The sequence below is a fragment of the Methylocystis heyeri genome (assembly GCF_004802635.2).
In the GTDB taxonomy this organism is placed as follows: domain Bacteria; phylum Pseudomonadota; class Alphaproteobacteria; order Rhizobiales; family Beijerinckiaceae; genus Methylocystis; species Methylocystis heyeri.
Genome location: NZ_CP046052.1, coordinates 322,145 through 340,123, shown reverse-complemented (window position 1 = coordinate 340,123; position 17,979 = coordinate 322,145). Strand labels below are relative to the sequence as shown.

The following is a 17,979-nucleotide window of genomic DNA, read 5'->3' as shown; positions in this document are numbered from 1 at the left end:
TGCGCAAAACCGCCTCAAGCTATAAGGAATCCAACGTAATCGCGTCAATTTCGGTATTTTGGAGGACTTCCAGAGAGGGCGCGGTGAATTGTCGCGACGCAAGTGATCGAAACGCCGGCGGACACGAAAAATTAAACTGCCGGGCAGAGGCTTCTCGCGCAAAATTCGTCCTAGGAAAACAGTGTCCTATGGAAATTCCCGATTTAAAATCCTTTTTCGAACTGACACCCGCGGCGGTTGCGGTTTTCGACCGCGACCTGCGGTGTCTCGCCGCCAGCCCGGCCTGGCGGCGCGAACCGAGGCTCGGAAGCGACGCGCTCGGCGGCGGACTCTTTGAAAGCCGTCCCGATCTCGGCGAAAAATTTAGAGGCGATCTCGAACGCGGCCTTCGCGACGACGAAGCCGCGGCGCTGGAGTTCCGTCTCGAGCCCCGGCCGGGCGAACTCCCGGGCCTGCGCGCAAAAGTCTGTCCATGGCGCAGGTCAGACGGCGACCTGGGCGGAGTCGTCGTCTTCGCGGAAGAAACCGCGCAGGAGGAACCGACCAGGAAAGCGCTGGCGGAGAGCGAGGAACGCTTTCACGGCCTTCTGGAAAAATATTCCCAGGCGATCTGGGAAGCCGACAGACACGGACAAACCGTGTCGGACAGCCCGAGCTGGCGGGCCTACACCGGCCAGACGCTCGAAGAAATGCTCGGCCACGGCTGGCTCGACGCCGTCCATCCGGATGATCGCGCCCGCGTTCAGCAAACCTGGCGGGAGGCGATGGCCTCTCGCGCCGACGTCGACGTCGAAGCCAGGATTCGTCACGCCGATCAAGGGTACCGCTGGACGAACGCCCGCGCCACGGCGATCCTCGATCAAGACGGCGAAATCGAGAAATGGGTCGGCGTCAACATCGATATCGACGACCGCAAGAAAACCGAAGAGGCGCTGTGGGAGCGTGTCGAATGCCTGCGTCTAGCCCAGTCGGCGGCGAATATCGCCACCTGGGACTGGCATATCCACGAAGACAGAACCTTCGTCTCCGACCATTACTATCGCATCTACGGCATCCCCGAAAACGGCGCCCAGGATTACGCCAGCTTCCTCGCGCGCATTCACCCTGAAGACGTCAAAAGCGTCGACGCCATTATGCGGACCGCATTGGCGCGGGGCGGGGTCGATGAAGCCGAATTTCGCATCATCCGCGAGGACGACGGCTCGATAAGATGGGTGAGAAGCAGAGGCGAAGTATTTCTGGACGAAGGCGGACGAGCCCGACGGGCTCTCGGCGTCGTGTTCGACATCACCAGATACAAGGAGGCCGAAGCCGCGTTCCTGGAGAACGAACGTCGCGTCGAAAGCCTGAACAGGTCGCTGGAGAAGAAGGTCGAGGAAAGAACCAGGGAACTCAGAGAGAAAGCCGAATTGCTGCGGCGGCGGAAACAGGCTCTCGAGGATAGCGAAAGACGCTTTCGGTTGCTCGCGGATCAATCGCCAACGCCCATTTCGATCTGCGACTCCGACGACACCGTAGCTTACGTCAACCCCGGATTTACGAGGGCATACGGCTACCGGCTCGAAGACATACCCACTCTCGCGCTCTGGTTCAGCAAAGCCTATCCGCAGGAGTTCGACAGAGATTACGCCGAACGCAAATGGATCGCTCACATATCCAGGGCGCGCGAGGAAAAAACCGCGATGGAGCCGCTTGAGACCCGGATCCGCTGCAGCGACGGGCGGAACCGCACCGTCGTCATAGCGACAAATTTCCTCGACGACAGCAGGACATCCTTCATGGCGACATTCTTCGACGTCACCGAAGCGAGGGCCGAAGAAGAAAGAATCAAGCGTCTCAGCAAGCTTTACGCGGCGTTGAGCGGATGCCAGGAAGCTGTCGTCCATGCGAAGACGAAGCAGGAAATCTTCACGCGCGTCTGCGACGTCATGTGCAATCAGGGCGTAGCGAAGCTCGTCTGCGTGGGCGTACGTGAGGATTCATCGCCATTGGTGAAGATGATCCAGGCTTCCGGGCAAGGCGTCAGCTACGCCGAGGACATCACCATATCCACCGACCCTTCGGATGTACACGGCCAGGGCCCCACCGGCACCGCCTTTCGAGAGGGAGTGGCGGTATGGTGCCAGGATTTCGCGAAGGACCCTCAAACCGCGCCATGGCGGGAGCGCGGAAAGAAATATGGGTGGCGGAGCAGCGCCGGCCTGCCGCTCTTTGAAAAAGGCCGCGTAGCCGGCGTCCTGATCATTTACTTCGACACGCCCGACTATTTCGACGACGAAATCCGGGCGCTCCTGTTGAAGATATCGGAGAGCGTCAGCTTTGCGCTCGACTCCCTCGCCGAGCAGGCGGCGCACGAGGCGGCCGTCCGGGAGATCGAGCTGCTGGCGCATTTCGATACTCTCACGGGACTTCCCAACCGGAACAGCCTGCTGGAGTCGCTGGGAGGCCTGATCTCGCGCTATCGCGATTGCGCAGACAGCACTTTTGCGCTTCACCTGATCGATCTGGACAACTTCAAGGACATCAACGACACGCTCGGGCACATTCTGGGCGACCGCTTCTTGGCCACGGTCGGGAAGCGTCTTTCCTCCTGCGTGAGAAGAGACGACATCGTCTGCCGCATCGGCGGCGACGAGTTCGTCGTCATTCAGCTGGATGTCAGAGACGGAAAAGAGGCCGAGGGTCTGGCGGGAAAGCTGACTGCCGCGCTGGCCGAACCCTATGCGATCGGAGAAATCAGGCTTCTCTCGTCCGGCACCGTCGGCATCGCGATTTTTGGCCCCGAGTCGCCCTCCGCCGAATTGCTCCTGTCGCACGCCGATGTGGCGCTCTACCGCGCCAAAGAACGTCGTCGCGGAACATTCGCCGTCTTCACCAGGCAAATGGATTGCGAGGTTCGCTCCAGGGTCGACCTTCTCAACCAGCTCCGCGAGGCGGTGGACAAAAACCAGCTTTTCCTCTGTTACCAGCCGCAGTTTGAAATCGACGGCAAAAGGATAACTGGCGTGGAGGCCCTGGTCCGGTGGCTCCATCCGGTCGAGGGGGTCGTCGGACCCGGCCGTTTCATTCCGGTCGCCGAAGACAGCGGACTTATCATCGAGATCGGCGATTGGGTTCTGAACGAAGCCACGCGTCAGATGGCGGCGTGGATCGAGCATGGAATCGCCCCCCCGTCCATTGCGATCAACGTCTCCGCCCATCAATTGAAGAAGCAGATCGATTTCGCCGCGAGGCTCGCTTCGATCCTGCGCGCCAGGGGGGTGCAGGCCGATCGGGTCGAGATCGAGATGACCGAAAGCGTGTTGATCGACATACCCAAGACCGAAGACAACGTCATCAACAGCATCAGAGCGCTCGGCGCAAAGATAGCGCTCGACGATTTCGGGACGGGCTATTCTTCGCTGGATTATCTTTCGAAATTCCCGGTGGACCGGATCAAGATCGCACAGCAATTCGTCGTGGACATACTCGCCTCTTCCCGCAGCCGCGCCGTCGTCGACGCCACCATCACGCTCGCGCAACGCCTTGGAATGAGAGTCATCGCGGAGGGAACCGAAACCTCCAGACAGCTGGACATTCTCAAAAAAGGCGGCTGCCGGGAATTCCAGGGATATTATTTTTCAAGGCCGCTGAGCCCTGCAATGATGACCAGAATGCTCAGCCTCGAGTCGTTCCGACCACGCCATGAAAGCAGGCTGGAGCTCAAAGTGGCTGTATGACCGATGAACCGGTTTCAGGCGCTCATGGCGCGGTTTCTCGACCGGACGGGATATCCGGTCGAATGCGCGTCAAAGCATCGGCCAGGGTTGCGGGTTCTTGCGCCGCGACAGCAAATACGCTTCGCAGGCGTCCGCCGGCATTGGTCTCGCGAACAGAAATCCCTGTCCCTCGTCGCAGTTGAGATTGCGAATGATCTCGAGCTGCCGCGCCGTCTCGATGCCTTCCGCGACCGTGTTCAGACCGAAAGCTTTCGCAAGGCGGGTGATCGCGTCGATGATGGCGCGCGAATCCGCGCAATGTTCGATATCCTCGGTGAAGCTCCTGTCGATCTTCACCGTCTTCAGCGGGATCTTGCGGAGATAGGACAGATTTGAATAGCCGACGCCGAAATCGTCGAGAGAAATGGTCACGCCGCGCGCGGCGAGCCGCGCAAGCTTGGGCAGCGACTCCGCATTCGCGTTCACGAAGTGATTTTCCGTGATTTCCATTTCGAGAGCGGCCGGAGGAAGGCCGGATTCTTCGAGCGCGAGGTCGATATCCGCCAGGAAATCGCCCTTTTCGATATGCCGCGGCGAAAGGTTGACCGACAGATGGTCGATCAAGCCGGCCGCCACCCATTTGGCGGCCTCCGCGCTCGCACGCAGGAGCATGTAACGGTCCAGCTCGTCGACCAGCGCATGCTCCTCGGCGATCGGAACGAAGACGGCCGGCGGCACCAAGCCGCGCGCCGGATGATTCCAGCGCGCCAGCGCCTCGACCCCGATCGGCCTGCCCGTGGATAAATTGATCTTGGGCTGGTACCAGGGCTCGACTTCTCCGTTCAGGAGCGCATTCCGAAGATCCACCGACAGGCTGCGGGTCTCTTCCAGGCGCAGGCTCATGATGGGCGAGAATCGCGTTGCGCCGTTGCGCCCGCTCTTCTTCGTTTCGTAAAGCGCGAGGTCGGCGTAGCGGAGCAGATCGTCGATCGAGCGCGCGTCGGCCGGATAGAGCGCCGTTCCGATCGACGCGGAGACGCACATCTCGTAGCCGCGGTAAAAGCAAGGCTGCGACAGAGCGGATACGATCCGAGCGCATATCAGGTCGAGGTCGCGAATGTTTTCGGCGCCGAAACAGACCGCGGCGAATTCGTCGCCTCCCACTCGGGCTATGAATGAACCCTTGGGCAGCGTTCCACGAAAGCGCCGCGCGACTTCCCGCAGCAAATGATCGCCGGCCGCGTGCCCGAGGCTGTCGTTGACCTCCTTGAAGTGGTCGAGATCGATGCCGAGCAGAACAAATGGGCCCGTTTCGCCGGCGCTGATTTTTTTCAGCGTCGAATGGAGACTGGCCCGATTGGCCAGCCCGGTCAGCTGGTCTCTCTCGGCGAGAGCGACCGCCTCCTCCTTGGCGATTTCAAGTTCGTGCGTGCGCTCGGCGACCCTGCGTTCGAGCGTCTGGTTGAGCAGGAACAGTTCGCGGGATTTGGCCTCGAGAATTTCTTCGGCCGCCAGCCGGGCGCGGCGCTCGCGCTGGGCTCGCTCACGCAATCTCTCCATGCGGCTGTGGACGTCGGGCTCGGCGCCTTTCACGACGCCGGATTCGTCGATTGGATTCGGGACCGCCAGCACTTTCAGCACACGCTGATTTCAAAACGCTGCCTCACGCCGGCGTCCGCTACGACCGGCCGCACGACGATAGCGACTTTCTCTCGATAATACTCGCTCGCGCCTTCGATCAGGCCGATGGCGAGATCGGCGAGAGGGCGGCAGCTGATGTAATCGAGGACCAGCTGCTTGGGACCGCTCTCGATTTCCTCGAAACGCGGCAGCTCCGCGTCGGCGTAGAGCTTCCTCACCTCGACATGGATATGGCCGTCGACGCTGCGCAGAAAATCCAGCAGACCGCCGCAACTCCCGAACACTTCGGGAAACTTCTTCTGAAAGACGCCGCACAAATGACGCCCCAGTCCATTCAACGCTCGTGAGGAGGATTCGCCGGTCAGGGAGCAATAGGCGCCGAGCAGTCTCGACAGTTCGTTAAAATCGTATGTGCCCACAGACGTATAGGCGCTCTCGGCGAGCCCGGCCTCGGCGATCATGTCGTCCACGAAGTCCTCGCCCCGCGAGGAGCCCACAAACTCCAGGAACTCCGTGAAGACGATCCCTTTCATCCCTCTCCCCGACCTGTGACGTCTCCGTCGACCCGTTAGAAACAGCCACTTAATCGGGAAATTGTTATCCAGACGTTTCAGTAATGCTCAGTTCTTTCAAAGCCGGACGAAAACGGACACAACGCCGCAGGAGAGGATGGCCGGGGCGCCCAAAGCAGCGAAGGACAAATCCCCGCGCGAACAAAAAAAGAACTTGGCTTGCAGAACAAAACATGCACAATGATGCGGGACGCAGTTTTCAAATCGAGTTTTGCCGGTCCGGCGTTGCGCCCACCGGCCAACCCGTGCCAGAAGGAATTTCGCTGTGAGCCAAGCCAATCTCCGCCTCGTGGAAGGATCATCCGTGGACAAGACCAAGGCTCTTGACGCCGCTCTGTCTCAGATCGAACGCGCCTTCGGCAAAGGTTCGATCATGCGGCTCGGCAAGAACCAGAAAGCCGTGGAGATCGAAACCGTCTCGACCGGCTCGCTCGGCCTCGACATCGCCTTGGGCGTCGGCGGCCTGCCGCGCGGCCGCGTCGTGGAGATTTACGGGCCCGAATCCTCCGGCAAGACCACGCTGACCCTCCATGTCATCGCCGAGGCGCAGAAGGCCGGCGGTGTTTGCGCCTTCGTCGACGCCGAACATGCGCTCGACCCGGTCTACGCCCGCAAGCTCGGGGTCCAGCTCGACGACCTTTTGATCTCCCAGCCCGACACCGGCGAACAGGCGCTCGAAATCACCGATACTCTGGTGCGCTCCGGCGCGGTCGACGTTCTCGTGGTCGATTCGGTCGCCGCGCTGACGCCCCGCGCCGAAATCGAGGGGGAAATGGGCGACGTTCAGCCCGGCCTCCAGGCGAGACTGATGAGCCAGGCCCTGCGCAAGCTCACCGCCTCGATCTCCCGCTCCAATACTCTCGTCATCTTCATCAACCAGATCCGCATGAAGATCGGCGTGATGTACGGCTCCCCCGAAACCACCACCGGCGGCAACGCCCTGAAATTCTACGCCTCGGTGCGTCTCGACATCCGCCGCGTCGGCGCGATCAAGGATCGCGACGAGGTCACCGGCAACCAGACCCGGGTAAAGGTGGTCAAGAACAAAGTAGCGCCGCCTTTCAAGCAGGTCGAATTCGACATCATGTACGGGGAAGGCGTCTCCAAAGTGGGCGAACTGATCGATCTCGGGGTCAAGGCGGGCGTCGTGGAAAAATCGGGAGCCTGGTTCTCTTTCGACAGTCAAAGACTCGGCCAGGGCCGCGAAAACGCCAAGAGCTTCCTTAGAGCCAATCCCGAGGCGGCCGCCCGGATAGAGCAGGCGATCCGGGAGAACTCGGGCCTCATCGCCGAGCGCATCCTGGAAGCCGGGGGCGAGGACGCCGAGGGCGGGGAAGACTAAAATTCTACGGCCGCCCGGCGGGGTTCCTTGACCCATCTCGCTCCCGCCGGGCGTTTTTCATTGCCCAAGCGGCCCCTAACTGGCATATCGCACGAAACCTATTCCAGCCGCCAAGATCAGCGCGGCGTCGCGCGAAGGCGCGACGAGCCATAGCGAGCCAGCAGGACCATGACCGGCGTCAATCAGATCCGCAGCACGTTTCTCGATTATTTTGCGCGCCACGACCACGAAAAAGCGCCCTCTTCCTCGCTGGTGCCGCACAACGACCCCACGCTGATGTTCACCAACGCCGGCATGGTGCAGTTCAAGAACGCCTTCACCGGCGTCGAGAAGCGGCGCCATCCGCGCGCGACCAGCTCCCAAAAATGCGTGCGGGCGGGCGGCAAGCACAATGACCTCGACAACGTGGGCTATACCGCGCGGCATCATACCTTCTTTGAAATGCTGGGGAATTTCTCCTTCGGCGACTATTTCAAGGAAGGCGCGATCGAGCTCGCCTGGAACCTCATCACCCGCGAATTCGACATGCCGACGGATCGGCTGCTCGTCACCGTCTACCACGACGACGACGAGGCCTACGGGCTGTGGAAAAAGATCGCGGGATTTTCCGACGACCGCATCATCCGGATCGACAGCTCGGATAATTTCTGGAGCATGGGCGAGCTTGGCCCCTGCGGCCCCTGTTCGGAGATTTTCTTCGACCAGGGCGAAAAGCTCGCCGGCGGCCCCCCGGGCAGCGCGGACCAGGACGGAGACCGTTATCTCGAGTTCTGGAACCTGGTCTTCATGCAATATGAGCAGGTCGCCCCCGGCGAGCGGGTTCCCCTGCCGCGCCCGTCGATCGACACCGGCATGGGCCTGGAGCGGATCGCCGCGCTGCTTCAGGGCGAGACCTCCAATTACGACACCGACCTCTTCCGCGCCCTGATCGGCGCCGTCGCCGAACTCACCAGCGTCGACGCCAGAGGTCCGCAGGCGGCGAGCCACCGGGTCATCGCGGACCATTTGCGCGCTTCGGCCTTCCTTGTGGCCGACGGCGTGACGCCGTCGAACGAGGGGCGCGGCTATGTGCTGCGCCGCATCATGCGGCGCGCGATGCGCCATGCGCAGCTGCTCGGCGCCGCCGAGCCTCTGATGTGGCGTCTCGTTCCCACCCTCGTCGCCCAGATGGGACTCGCCTTCCCGGAGCTGCAGCGGGCCGAGAACCTGATTCGCGATACGCTTCAGACCGAGGAAACCCGTTTCCGCACCACGCTCGCCCGTGGCCTGTCCATACTGGACGAGGAAACTGCCGCGCTCACGGCCGGCGCCCAGCTCTCCGGCGAGACCGCTTTCAAGCTTTACGACACTTACGGCTTCCCGCTCGATCTGACCGAGGACGCCCTGCGCCCGCGCGGCATCGCCATCGACAAGGACGGGTTCGCCGCCGCGATGGAGCGCCAGAGGGCTGAAGCCCGCAAAGCCTGGGCGGGCAGCGGCGAGACCGCCACCGAAGCAGTCTGGTTCGCGATCAAGGACCGGGTCGGCGCCACCGAATTCCTCGGCTATGACACCGAGAAAAGCGAGGGCGTCGTCACCGCCCTGGCGCATAACGGCGCCCAGATCGACTTCCTGAAAACCGGCGAGCGCGGCCTCGTCCTGGTCAACCAGACTCCCTTTTACGGCGAATCCGGCGGTCAGATGGGCGACGTCGGGGAGCTTCGCGGCAAGGGCGTGCGCTTCCGCGTGGATTCCACGCAAAAGAAGCTCGGCGACCTCATCGTTCACGAGGGCGTGGTCGAAGAGGGAGAAATCTCGGTCGGCATGACCCTCGAGCTCGACGTCGACCACGGCAGGCGCCGCGCGACGCGAGCCAATCACTCCGCCACCCACATTCTTCACGAGGCGTTGCGCCTGGTGCTGGGCGATCATGTTGCGCAAAAAGGCTCTCTGGTCGCGCCGGATCGGCTGCGTTTCGATTTCACCCATCCGAAACCCCTCACGGACCAGGAACTCGCCGAGGTCGAGCGGCTTTCCAACGAAATCGTCCAGGACAACAGCGCGGTCCAGACGAGGCTGATGGAGCAGGAGGAGGCCATCGCCTCCGGCGCGCGGGCGCTGTTCGGGGAAAAATACGGCGACGAAGTGCGCGTCGTCTCCATGGGGCGGCGCGACCCGGCGGCCGGTCGCGCTTTTTCCGTCGAGCTGTGCGGCGGAACCCACGTATCGCGCACGGGAGACATAGGCGTCATCAGCGTCGTCTCGCAAAGCCCCGTCTCCTCCGGCGTGAGGCGCCTTGAAGCGCGCACCGGCGAAGGGGCGCGGCTCGAACTCTCGGCCCAGTCCAGGTCCTTGCGGGAGCTCGCCGCGCTGTTGCGCGCGCCGGTCGAGGACGCTCCGGAGCGGCTGACGTCGCTGTTGGAGGAACGCAAGCGCCTCGAGCGCGAACTCGGCGAGGCCAAGAAGAAACTGGCCATGAGCGGGGGCGCCGGCGTCGGAGCCGCTGCCCAGCCGGTGCAGGACGTCGCGGGCGTCAAGCTGTTCTCGCGCTCGGTGAGCGGCGTCGACGCCAAGGATCTCAAGGGCCTCGTCGACGAGGCGAAGAAGGTCGTCGGATCCGGAATCGTCGCCATCGCGAACGCCTCGGCCGACGGCAAGGCCGGGATCGTCGTCGGCGTGACGGCGGATCTCACCGAAAAATTCAACGCCGTCGATTTCGTGCGCGCCGCGAGCGAGAAGCTGGGCGGCAAAGGAGGCGGCGGCCGACCCGATCTCGCGCAGGCGGGAGGGCCCGACGCCTCGGCCATCGACGCGGCCCTGGCTGCGGTGGAAGACGCCTTGCGCGCAAAGGCGGGCGCCTGACAGTGGAAGACGGCTTCGTCGGCGCCCTCCATGCGCAGCAAAGCTTCCGGCGCCGTCTTTACCTTATGCTCGACGGCGCCGCAGACGACGGCCCCGGCTGGCTTCTGCATCGCGCGCTGATCGCCCTAGTCGCCCTTTCGGTCGGCGCGGTCATATTGGAATCGATGAAGGACATCGCCCAGCGCTACGGCCTCGCCTTCAGGGCGATCGAAATATTTGCGGTCAGCGCGTTCACGCTGGAATATCTGTTGCGCATCTGGACGGCGCCGGAGCACACGCCCTACGCGAGAATGACCCCGACGCGCGCGCGGCTGGCGTTCATTTGCTCGGGAACCGCCATCATCGACCTGTTTGCGATATTGCCGGCCTATCTCTCCTTCTTTCTGGGCTTTATGGGCTCCGACCTGCGCATGTTTCTGCTTTTGCGGCTGCTGCGCTTTTTCAAGCTCGCCCGCTATTCGCCGGGAATAAGATCTCTGATCGCCGTGATCGAAGCCGAAAGGCGGGCGCTGTTCTCGTCGGCGACCCTGCTGTTCGGAGTCGTTCTCTTCGCCGCCACCGCGATGCATGTCGCGGAGCATAACGCGCAGCCGGTGGCCTTCGGCTCCATTCCCGCCTCCATGTGGTGGGCGGTCCAGACCATCGCCACGGTCGGATATGGAGACGTGACTCCTATCACCGGAGCCGGGAGAATCATCGCGGCGCTGACCATGGTGACGGGGTTCGTGATGCTGGGCCTGCCGGTGGGCATCGTGGCGACGGCCTTCGCCGAGGAAATCCATAGGCGCGAATTCGTCGTCACCTGGAGCATGGTCGCGAGCGTTCCCCTGTTTCGGTCCCTCGACGCTTCGTCGGTGGCGGAAATCATGCGATGTCTGCGGGCTCAATCCGTTCCCGCCGGCACCCCCATCACGCGCCGCGGGGAAGAAGCCCATTCGATGTATTTCATCGCCGCCGGCCAGGTGGAAATCGAACTGCCGCAAAACCAGGTGGTGCTCGGCGAAGGGCAGTTTTTCGGCGAAATCGCGTTGTTGCGCAGAACGCGGCGCAGCGCCAACGTGCGAGCGCTCTGCCCGACGAAGCTCCTGATTCTGGACGCCTTCGACCTGCGCCGCCTCATGCGCCACAACCCCGAGATCGGAAAACGGATCGAGGAAGTGGCGGCGAACCGGGTGGATTTCACCAGGGCGGCGCGACAGGGCGACATCATCGAAGCCGAGATAATATCGCGTGACGATTCGCCGCTAGAAGAGGAATATTGAACGGCGATGGCTTCAGCGCCATCCTGTTCGAGAAGCCGGCCTATCCAAGGGAGACTGAATTGTACAAGAAGATTCTCATCCCGGTCGATCTGAGCGAACCCGCCATGTCGGAAAAAGGCGAGGCTGCGGCGGTCGAACTGGCGAAGATCGGCGATGCCGAGATTCGGCTCGTAACCGTCCAGTTCCCTACCCCGCTCACCTTCATGGATTATGTGCCGGACGATTTCGAAGCCCAGTTGAGGGAAAACTCCGAAAGCGCGCTGAAAGAACTCGCAGCCGGGCTCGACTATCCCAAGGAGAAGGTTTCGACCGCCATACGCCTCGGATCGGTCTACGCCGAGGTTCTGGCCGAAGCCGAAGCCTGGGGCGCGGACCTGATCGTCATCGGGTCGCATCGCCCGAGCATGTCGACCTATCTGTTGGGATCAAACGCCAAAACCATCGTGCGCCACGCCAAATGTTCGGTTCTGGTCGCGCGCGACTAGAGTCTTTTCATGTTTCCTGGAAACATGAAAACACCCTTGGCTTTTGTTTTAACGCGTTTCCTGCGCCGAACCGGCATCCACTTCGGCTGGAAACGCTCTTGGAGCATGTTCCCAAAAAGTGCGAAGCGGTTTCTGGAAAAGAAACTGCTCCGTCAATGAGATTTGTAGCGCGTTCGACTGCGTTTAGGCCGATCGCGCTTTAAAGGAGCGGCTCAGCGGGATGAAACGGGTCATGCGCAAGGCTGTTCCGGTCTTCGTCCTGTCGGCGCTTCTGGCTCCCTTAGCGCAGGCGGAGTCCCTCGGCCAAAAGGGGCGGGTGATAGCGGATAGTTTTTGTAGCCGCTGCCACGCCGTGGGGCCGCGGGGCAAAAGCCCAAACCCCAAATCCCCGCCCTTCAGGACGCTTGGCAGGAAATACCCTCTGGCCGATCTGGAGGAAGCGCTGGGCGAAGGGATAGTCGTCGGCCACGAAGGCCAGGATATGCCGCCCTTTGTTTTTTCGTCGGAGGACATCAAGGCGCTGCTCGCCTATCTGGCGTCGGTGCAGAAGAAATAGACTCCGGTCCCCTGCGTCATATGATCCGGGCCATTTCCTCGAAGCTCAGCCTGGGTCCGCGCGGATGCAGCCTGGCGGGGTCGCCATAGCCTATATTCACGAGGAAGTTGGATTTGGTCTTGCCGTCGGGAAAAAACTCGCGGTCGACGACCGCCTTGTCGAAACCGCTCATCGGACCCGTATCCAGACCGAGCGCGCGCAGGGCGAGAATGAGATAAGCGGCCTGCAGGGTCCCGTTGCGGAAAGCGGTTTCCTCGATCAAATCGGGATTGCCCGCGAACCACGAACGCGCATCGGCGGCCGGAAAGAGGCGCGGCAGTTTTTCATAAAATTCGATGTCGTATCCGAGGATCGCGGTCGCCGGCGCGGCCATGGTCTTGTCGAGGTTTCCCGGCGCGAGCGCAGGGGCGAGGCGGGCCTTCGCCTCCCCCGATCGCACGAAGACGATCCGCAGCGGCGAACAATTGGCGCTGGTGGGCCCCCATTTCGCTATTTCGACCGCCTCCTCGAGCAGGGCGTCGGGCGCCGGTTCGTCGCGCCATCCGTTATGGGTTCTCGCTTCAAGAAATAATTGGGCGAAAGCCTCCGAAGGCAGGCGCGGTTTCATCGGAAAGACCTTTCTTCCTCTTTTTCGCAATATGGCGGAGCCCGATCCTCAAATGTCGCGGCCCTCCACCTCGAAACGCAGACGCTCTTCGGCCTTGCGCCATGTTTCCTGCCTGGGGTCCAGCGCAAGGGCCCGGCGATAGGCGTCGAGGGCCCCCTTCTTGTCGCCCGCCTCCTCTTTCAGCCCGCCGATCGCGGCCAGCGCATCGAAGCGCCTCGGCTCCAGCCGGATGGCGGTCTGGAGATCGGCGACCGCGCCGTCCGTATCGCCGCGCGCCGCTCTGCTGCGGGAGCGCCTCACGAAGCCCTCGGACCAAGACGGATCGAGAAGAACGATGTGGTCGAGCAGCGCCTCGGCGACAGGCTGGGCGTTGACCATCTCGGCCGCGGCGGCGCGCGAACTCAGCAAGGCGATGGTGTCGGACGGCGTAACGGCGAAAAGCGTGGCGATGCGCGCAGCGACGGCCTGCGCCTCGGCCTCGTCGGAAGCGTCTTTCAGCCGCGCCAGCAGAGCGTTCAGCGCTTCGGCGCGCGCCTGTTCGGGCGTCTTGCGCACAGCGGGCTTCTGTGGCGCCGCCGGCTTGGACAGAGCTTTCGGCGTTTTTCCCTGCGGCGGCCTCATCCAGGGCTCCGCTTCTTCCTCGTCGCCGAACTGATCGAGACCCCGAGGTTGAAACACGCCCGGAGGCATCTGAATCCGGCCGACTCCGGGAATCTCGATGAACTGGCCGGGACCGGAGCCGTCTCCAGACCCCGCAGCGTCCGCCGGCTGGGCGCGCGGCGCAGCCCATGGCGCGCTCGCGCAAGCAAGCGAAAGCGCCGACGCGAGGATCCGTATGAGCCTTCGCAGTTCCATTGCGGCAGTCTAACCCCTGCCCCGTGGACCGCACAAGCGCGGCCGAAGCCGGAGACGGCGCCCATCGCGCATCCGAACCGGGCCGGCGCGCGTCATAGGGAAGGCCACTTCAGCGCCCCCGCTCCGGCCCGCGGCGTTTGTGACAAATTTTTTTGCTGATTATGACAGATACATGTGAAAAATATTTCGGTTCTACGACGAATTTCCAACCGGAGATCGGCATGAACCTCATCCCTTTGCTCGACGTGCGCTCCGGCGGGCCCATCGCTCATACCCGTGCGCGCATCCATGCGGCGGCGAGCTTGCGCGAAGCCTGTCTCGCGCCGGTGCCGCGCTGGAGTAGGCACTTCTGCCTTGCTTCGATCGATCGCATCGCGGCGAAATGGTTGCGCAGCTCGGTTTCGACCTATGTCGAGGACCTCGAGCGCATATCCGAGATTCTCGGCTTTCCCGGCGCGCTGACGCTCAATATGTCCTATCTGTTCGCTTGCACGACCTCGGCGGCGGCCGGGCCGGACGGGACCCCTGTATTGCGGCGATCCCTCGACTGGCCATTCGCAGGCCTCGGTCGCGGCGTGGAAGTCGCCTGGCAGGCAGGATCGGCGGGCGAGTTCTACAATGTGACATGGCCGGGCGCGGTGGGCGTTCTCACTGCGATGGCGCCTGGACGCTTCTGCGCGGTCATCAACCAGGCCCCCATGCGTCGTCGCATCCAGGGACCGGTCGGGCTCCCCTACGACGCCGCGGTCAACATCGCCAACGCCCTCATGCGTGAAGACGGCTGGCCGCCGGATCATCTGTTGCGGCGGGCTTTCGAGACATGCGCGACTTTCGAGGACGCCATCGAGCTGCTCAGCCGCGAACCGCTGGCGCGGCCGGCGCTGTTCACTCTGACCGGCGCCGCTCCGGGCGAGCTGGCCGTCGTCGAGCGCACCGAGCGCGAAGCCCTGGTGCTGCGGGGGCCCGTCACGGTCGCCAATGACTGGCAGTCGCCGAGGCCCGGCTGGAACGGCCGCATGGGCTTCGAGAACAATGAAGCGCGCAAAGCCATGATGAACGGCTTCACGCCGGGCGGCGCCGCCTTCCGCTGGGCCGTTCCCCCCGTGCTGAATCCGACCACTCGGCTCGTGGTCGAGATGTCCGCAGCCGGGACCGGCGCGCTTTCCGCGCGCGGTTATGAAGCGGCCTCATGGAACAGCCTGCCGAAACCCGCGACTGCGGATTTCACATTGCACGAAGCGTCGGTCGCCCCCCTGGCCGCATGATATTAGGGCCGAACGGCGCTGCGTGGCGATCCGGGATCACTGGATCGCCGCGCTTCGCGAAGAGGCGCGCGTAAAATCTGGCGAAGAGCGCGCGCCAGCGGCAAATCGCTGCGGCGCTTGAAACCTGGAAAAAGCGCCCGACGTAGACCTCAGTCGACCATTGCGCAGTCCGCGTTCCGCTTCCAGCGGCCGAGGGATTGGCGCCTGGCCGGCGATCCTGGATCGCAAAGAGGTCGACGCCATGACGAACAAAGCAACACCCCTCTTTCCCTTGCTCGCAGCGGCGGCAAGTCTGTTTCTCGCGAGCGCCGACATGGCGCAAGCGCGCGGCGGCGCCTTCCACGGCGGCGGCTTCCATGGAGGCGGCTTCAACGGAGGCGGATTCCATGGCAACGGCTTCCACGGCGGATTCGTCGGCCACGGCGTCCGCGGCTGGGGAGGCTATGGCTATGGGGGATATGGCGGCGGCGCCTATATCGTGCCGGGCTACCCCGTGGAGTCCTATCCGGACGTTTGCTACCAGCAGATCTGGGCGGATACGCCCTCGGGCCAGAAGCTGGAATGGGTGAACACCTGCGCCAACCCGTTTTAGAGCGCTTTCCGCAAAAGTTGAGAGAATTTTGCGACGAGAAATCGCGCCAGAGCGCTTCCAGCCGAAGTGGATGCCGGTTCGGCGTGGGAACGCGTCAAAACAAGAACTTAGAGTCTCTTCATGTTCCGGGAAACATGAAGAGACTCTAGTGAGCCTATCTCGCGGCCGCGCGCCTGAGCCGGTCGCGGATCGCCTCGCCGAGGCCGCGGGAGGGAACCGGCGCGACCGCGGCGCGTGGGATCTGCCGCGCGTCCAGCTCGCGCAGGAAAACATAAAGATTGGCGGCGGCCTCGGTGAGATCGCCGCTCGGCGAAAGATCCAATATCACCCCTTCCGCGCCGGCGCGGCGCAGCGCGCCGCAAAAATCGATTCCCGCCTCGCCGGGCTCGAGCGACGTTGCGTCCAGCCTCAGCCTCGCCCGCGGGGCGTAGTGGGAGGCGGTCATGCCGGGCGAGACTATGGGCTCGTCCCCGCCCGCGACGCGTAACGGCCTGCCCATCGCCGCCTCGATCGCCTCCCGCGCGATGGCGCCTGGCCGCAGAATCACCGGCTCCTCGCCGACGAAGGAGACGATCGTCGATTCGAGGCCGGCGCTGCAGCGTCCGCCGTCGAGGATGAGATCGACCCGCCCCGAGAGGTCCGCTTCGACATGCGCCGCCGTCACCGGGCTCACATGTCCGGAAATATTGGCGGAAGGCGCGACGACCGGCCCGCCGAAAGCGCGCAGCAGCGCAAGCGCGCAAGGATGGCTCGGAATGCGCAGGGCGACGCTCGCCAATCCGGATCTCGCGAGTTCGCACACGCTTGCCCGAGGCGCGACCGGCGCGACGAGCGTCAGCGGTCCCGGCCAGAATTTCTCGGCGAGCAGCATGGCCGGCTCGGGCAGATCGGCTTCCCGGCGCGCCGCATCGAGATCCGCGACATGGGCTATCAGCGGATTGAAGGACGGGCGTCCCTTGGCGGCGTAGATTTTGGCCGTCGCGAGCGGCGAAGCGGCGGCTGCGCCGAGGCCGTAGACGGTCTCGGTCGGGAAAGCGACCAGCCCTCCTTCGCGCAGGATGCGGGCGGCCTGCTCTATCGCGCCTTGTTCGCTCGCGCAGCGGGTTTCGGTCATTGCGGATTCCGGTAGGGCGGCGGAGGTATCGCCATATGGGCTTCGCGCAAGGCCGCGGACCATCGCTCCCGCAAATCCCGGAAATAGGCGTCGTTCGCGTCTATCCTGGCGGCGACCTCCGTCTTCAGCGCGCCGCTGCGCATCAGCGCGATATCTATCGGCAGGCCGACCGAGAGATTGGAGCGGATCGTGGAATCCATCGAAATCAGCCCGATCTTGAGCGCGTCGTAGATTTCGGTGTCGTATGTGATGGCGCGGTCCAGAATGGGCTTGCCGTATTTATGCTCGCCGATCTGCAGATAGGGCGTGTCGGGCGTGCATTCGATCGCATTGCCGGCGGTATAGATCATGAAAAGACGCGGCCGCGCCGCGCCGATCTGGCCGCCGAACAGCAAGGAGACGTCGAAACTCACGCCCGGCTGCCTCACGGCGTCGCCCATGAGTTCGAGCGATCGCCTGACCGCGCGCCCGACGAGATGCGCGGCGGCGACCATCGACTGGGCGTCGGCGAGCCTTTCGGTCTCGCCGGTCTCGGGATTCTCCAGCCCCTCCATGAGCAGATTGACCGCCCCTTGCGTCACGGAAAGATTGCCCGAAGCGGCGATCGTCATCACATGCCTGCCCGGCTGCTCGAACAGCTGAAGCTTGCGGAAGGTCGAGATATTGTCGAGCCCCGCGTTGGTCCTGGTGTCTGCGATCATCACCAGCCCCTCGCGCACCAGAATGCCGCAGCAATAAGTCATGGTCAGCCCCCACCCCGCCGCGCTCGCGCCGGCGAAACCTCCGTTTACAGGGCTTGCGGCGCTTTGGACAAGCGGCGTCCGATCCACTCAGGCGTTCTGAATCTTGTTTTCCGAGCAACTGACTTCAGCGTCTCGCCCCACCTCTTTGCCGGCGCCCGCGCCATCCATCTGCGCAAACTCTTGCGTATAAACGAAATAACGCGCCTCGCCTGCATCTGGTTCGCCTTGCCCTGGCGCAAAGGGCCGGGGCAGGCCCGGCCAAGGCGGGCTTTTCGTAGTGGGTTGCCGGCCAGATTCCGATTCGACCGGGGCGAGGCCAATGCCCGGTAGTTTTTCCGACTGCAATAGTCTGCTTTAACTCGCCTCAGGCGATGCCCAAAAAGCAGTGCGGCGGAGCGTTTCTGTG

14 protein-coding genes are annotated in these 17,979 nt (G+C 63.3%); 8 read left to right on the top strand and 6 right to left on the bottom strand.

All coding sequences use genetic code 11. The annotated features are described in order from the left end of the window. Positions 1 to 188 precede the first annotated feature (188 nt). Entirely contained in the window at positions 189 to 3,719 is a 3,531-nt protein-coding gene (locus tag H2LOC_RS01450) for an EAL domain-containing protein (protein WP_162009678.1), read from the top strand. Between the two features lie 69 nt (positions 3,720 to 3,788). Here H2LOC_RS01450 and H2LOC_RS01445 read toward each other — a convergent pair whose 3' ends face one another. After that, the gene (locus H2LOC_RS01445) at positions 3,789 to 5,339 is read right to left on the bottom strand and encodes a putative bifunctional diguanylate cyclase/phosphodiesterase (RefSeq protein ID WP_136494769.1); all 1,551 of its coding nucleotides are present in this window, start codon (positions 5,337 to 5,339) and stop codon (positions 3,789 to 3,791) included. Further along, positions 5,333 to 5,872 (bottom strand): heme NO-binding domain-containing protein, encoded by a 540-nt coding sequence (locus H2LOC_RS01440; RefSeq protein WP_136494768.1) that lies wholly within the window; start codon positions 5,870 to 5,872, stop codon positions 5,333 to 5,335. The genes H2LOC_RS01445 and H2LOC_RS01440 overlap by 7 nt, the downstream gene beginning before the upstream one ends. Positions 5,873 to 6,176: 304 nt before the next feature. Here H2LOC_RS01440 and recA point away from each other — a divergent pair, with 304 nt between their 5' ends. The 5 genes from recA (at position 6,177) to H2LOC_RS01415 (ending at position 12,397) form a co-directional block, all read left to right on the top strand. Next, positions 6,177 to 7,253, top strand: a complete 1,077-nt coding sequence (recA, locus tag H2LOC_RS01435; protein ID WP_136494767.1) for a recombinase RecA — start codon at positions 6,177 to 6,179, stop codon at positions 7,251 to 7,253. A gap of 168 nt (positions 7,254 to 7,421) precedes the next feature. Next, complete coding sequence (gene alaS, locus H2LOC_RS01430) at positions 7,422 to 10,094, top strand: alanine--tRNA ligase (RefSeq protein WP_136494766.1); 2,673 nt, start codon at positions 7,422 to 7,424, stop codon at positions 10,092 to 10,094. A gap of 2 nt (positions 10,095 to 10,096) precedes the next feature. Continuing rightward, positions 10,097 to 11,356: a cyclic nucleotide-gated ion channel gene (locus tag H2LOC_RS01425; protein WP_246206936.1), complete on the top strand. Its 1,260-nt coding sequence runs from the start codon at positions 10,097 to 10,099 to the stop codon at positions 11,354 to 11,356. Further along, positions 11,353 to 11,841 (top strand): universal stress protein, encoded by a 489-nt coding sequence (locus H2LOC_RS01420; RefSeq protein ID WP_343040051.1) that lies wholly within the window; start codon positions 11,353 to 11,355, stop codon positions 11,839 to 11,841. The genes H2LOC_RS01425 and H2LOC_RS01420 overlap by 4 nt, the downstream gene beginning before the upstream one ends. Positions 11,842 to 12,061: 220 nt before the next feature. Further along, entirely contained in the window at positions 12,062 to 12,397 is a 336-nt protein-coding gene (locus H2LOC_RS01415; protein WP_136494765.1) for a c-type cytochrome, read from the top strand. A gap of 16 nt (positions 12,398 to 12,413) precedes the next feature. Here the strand turns inward: H2LOC_RS01415 and H2LOC_RS01410 are convergent, their stop codons facing one another. Together H2LOC_RS01410 and H2LOC_RS01405 are read right to left on the bottom strand one after the other, a co-directional pair. Beyond that, on the bottom strand, positions 12,414 to 13,004 hold the full coding sequence (locus H2LOC_RS01410) for a malonic semialdehyde reductase (RefSeq protein ID WP_136494764.1): 591 nt from the start codon (positions 13,002 to 13,004) through the stop codon (positions 12,414 to 12,416). 48 nt (positions 13,005 to 13,052) lie between these two features. Further along, positions 13,053 to 13,859 (bottom strand): hypothetical protein, encoded by an 807-nt coding sequence (locus tag H2LOC_RS01405; protein WP_136494763.1) that lies wholly within the window; start codon positions 13,857 to 13,859, stop codon positions 13,053 to 13,055. A gap of 221 nt (positions 13,860 to 14,080) precedes the next feature. Between H2LOC_RS01405 and H2LOC_RS01400 the strand changes: the two genes are divergently transcribed. Then, positions 14,081 to 15,124 (top strand): Ntn hydrolase family protein, encoded by a 1,044-nt coding sequence (locus H2LOC_RS01400; protein WP_136494762.1) that lies wholly within the window; start codon positions 14,081 to 14,083, stop codon positions 15,122 to 15,124. A gap of 241 nt (positions 15,125 to 15,365) precedes the next feature. Then, positions 15,366 to 15,716, top strand: a complete 351-nt coding sequence (locus H2LOC_RS21450) for a hypothetical protein (RefSeq protein WP_136494761.1) — start codon at positions 15,366 to 15,368, stop codon at positions 15,714 to 15,716. A 154-nt stretch (positions 15,717 to 15,870) separates the two neighbouring features. On the opposite strand, the gene H2LOC_RS01390 is transcribed toward H2LOC_RS21450, so the two are convergent. Together H2LOC_RS01390 and H2LOC_RS01385 are read right to left on the bottom strand one after the other, a co-directional pair. Beyond that, the gene (locus tag H2LOC_RS01390) at positions 15,871 to 16,830 is read right to left on the bottom strand and encodes an L-threonylcarbamoyladenylate synthase (protein WP_136494760.1); all 960 of its coding nucleotides are present in this window, start codon (positions 16,828 to 16,830) and stop codon (positions 15,871 to 15,873) included. After that, positions 16,827 to 17,573, bottom strand: a complete 747-nt coding sequence (locus tag H2LOC_RS01385; RefSeq protein ID WP_136494759.1) for a proteasome-type protease — start codon at positions 17,571 to 17,573, stop codon at positions 16,827 to 16,829. Before H2LOC_RS01385 ends, H2LOC_RS01390 begins: the two co-directional genes overlap by 4 nt. Between the last annotated feature and the right edge of the window lie 406 nt (positions 17,574 to 17,979).

Bases quoted from the DNA above. Each gene is read 5' to 3' on its own strand.
- H2LOC_RS01405 (WP_136494763.1), bottom strand. From the start codon at position 13,859: ATGGAACTGCGAAGGCTCATACGGATCCTCGCGTCGGCGCTTTCGCTT.
- H2LOC_RS01440 (WP_136494768.1), bottom strand. From the start codon at position 5,872: ATGAAAGGGATCGTCTTCACGGAGTTCCTGGAGTTTGTGGGCTCCTCG.
- H2LOC_RS01400 (WP_136494762.1), top strand. From the start codon at position 14,081: ATGAACCTCATCCCTTTGCTCGACGTGCGCTCCGGCGGGCCCATCGCT.
- H2LOC_RS01410 (WP_136494764.1), bottom strand. From the start codon at position 13,004: ATGAAACCGCGCCTGCCTTCGGAGGCTTTCGCCCAATTATTTCTTGAA.
- H2LOC_RS01385 (WP_136494759.1), bottom strand. From the start codon at position 17,573: ATGACTTATTGCTGCGGCATTCTGGTGCGCGAGGGGCTGGTGATGATC.
- H2LOC_RS21450 (WP_136494761.1), top strand. From the start codon at position 15,366: ATGACGAACAAAGCAACACCCCTCTTTCCCTTGCTCGCAGCGGCGGCA.
- alaS (WP_136494766.1), top strand. From the start codon at position 7,422: ATGACCGGCGTCAATCAGATCCGCAGCACGTTTCTCGATTATTTTGCG.
- H2LOC_RS01450 (WP_162009678.1), top strand. From the start codon at position 189: ATGGAAATTCCCGATTTAAAATCCTTTTTCGAACTGACACCCGCGGCG.
- H2LOC_RS01390 (WP_136494760.1), bottom strand. From the start codon at position 16,830: ATGACCGAAACCCGCTGCGCGAGCGAACAAGGCGCGATAGAGCAGGCC.
- H2LOC_RS01415 (WP_136494765.1), top strand. From the start codon at position 12,062: ATGAAACGGGTCATGCGCAAGGCTGTTCCGGTCTTCGTCCTGTCGGCG.